The organism is Streptomyces sp. UH6 (assembly GCF_013421635.1).
GTDB lineage: Bacteria > Actinomycetota > Actinomycetes > Streptomycetales > Streptomycetaceae > Streptomyces > Streptomyces abyssomicinicus.
In genome coordinates this window covers 1-1012 of sequence record NZ_JACADT010001454.1, presented here as the reverse complement: position 1 = coordinate 1012, position 1012 = coordinate 1, and the positions used below count along the sequence as shown (strand labels likewise).

The following is a 1012-nucleotide window of genomic DNA, read 5'->3' as shown; positions in this document are numbered from 1 at the left end:
CGGGTGCGGGCCCTGATCGACCGGGGCGACGGCGCCCGCACCGACCTGGCCCGCCTCGGCGACGGCGAACTGCGGTACATCGCCCTGGCGTTGGTGCTGCTCACCGGGCCGGGCGTGCTGGAGGTCGACACCGTGGAGGTGCCCGAGGCCTACCAGACGCTCACCGTGCTCGCCGACGGGTTCGGGCACGGGCTCGACGCCCGGCAGCGCCGCGAACTGCTGCGGCTCGCGGCCCGGATGTGCGAGCGCGGGCACATCCGGCTGGTCGGCGCGGTCAACGACCTCTCCTGGGTGGAGGGCGAGGAGGGGAGCGACACGGCACGGGTGGTAGACCTTGCGCCATGACCGAGGAGCGACACCCCGACCGTGACCTGGCCGCCCTCCGGCGGCGGTTGGCCGACTTCGCCGCCGCGCGCCGTTGGGAGCCGTACCACACGCCCAAGAACCTCGCGGCGGCGCTCAGCGTGGAGGCGTCCGAACTGCTGGAGATCTTCCAGTGGCTGACGCCGGAGGAGTCGGCGCGGGTGATGGAGGACCCGCGGCAGGCGCACCGGGTCGAGGACGAGATCGCGGACGTGCTCGCCTACCTGCTGCAACTGTGCACGGCGCTGGACGTGGACCCGTTGTCGGCGCTGGATGCGAAGATCGGGCGCAACGAGGAGAGGTTTCCCGCGCCCGGGACGTGAACCGCGAGGAGGCCGGGGGCGGTTCTTCACTCTCCGGAGTCGTGGAGCGGGACGTTCCCGCAGAGTTTTCCACAGATTTCCGGCATGGTCTGGCGTATTCGTGCCCGACCCTTCACTCTGGGTAGTGGAAACGGCACGGCGTGCGCGGGGGCACGCGGAGCGAACGGGGGCGGCGTGGATGGACGCGGCACGACTCATCGAGGCGGGCAGACGCGCGCTGGCCGTCAGCGAGGAACCGCAGGCGGTGCTGGCCGAGGTGTGGCAGGCGCACGCCCTGGCCCAGGCGGTCGGCAGCCGCCTGGCGGTCTCCGGCCCGCCGGAGCTGC

At 72.7% G+C, this 1012-nt stretch carries 2 protein-coding genes and 1 pseudogene; all 3 read left to right on the top strand.

The features are described 5' to 3' along the window. Nucleotides 1–345 (top strand): annotated as a pseudogene (locus HW445_RS32555) (ATP-binding protein); the annotation flags it as partial. Then, on the top strand, nt 342–686 hold the full coding sequence (locus HW445_RS32550; protein ID WP_180224332.1) for a nucleotide pyrophosphohydrolase: 345 nt from the start codon (nt 342–344) through the stop codon (nt 684–686). The pseudogene HW445_RS32555 and the gene HW445_RS32550, both read left to right, overlap by 4 nt. A 178-nt stretch (nt 687–864) precedes the next feature. Next, nucleotides 865–1012: DUF6099 family protein (locus HW445_RS34020; protein ID WP_257231457.1), on the top strand; the 148-nt coding region annotated here is incomplete at its 3' end.

What these genes read in the sequence shown, in the direction of transcription:
- HW445_RS32550 (WP_180224332.1), top strand. Translation starts at nt 342, where the DNA reads ATGACCGAGGAGCGACACCCCGACCGTGACCTGGCCGCCCTCCGGCGG.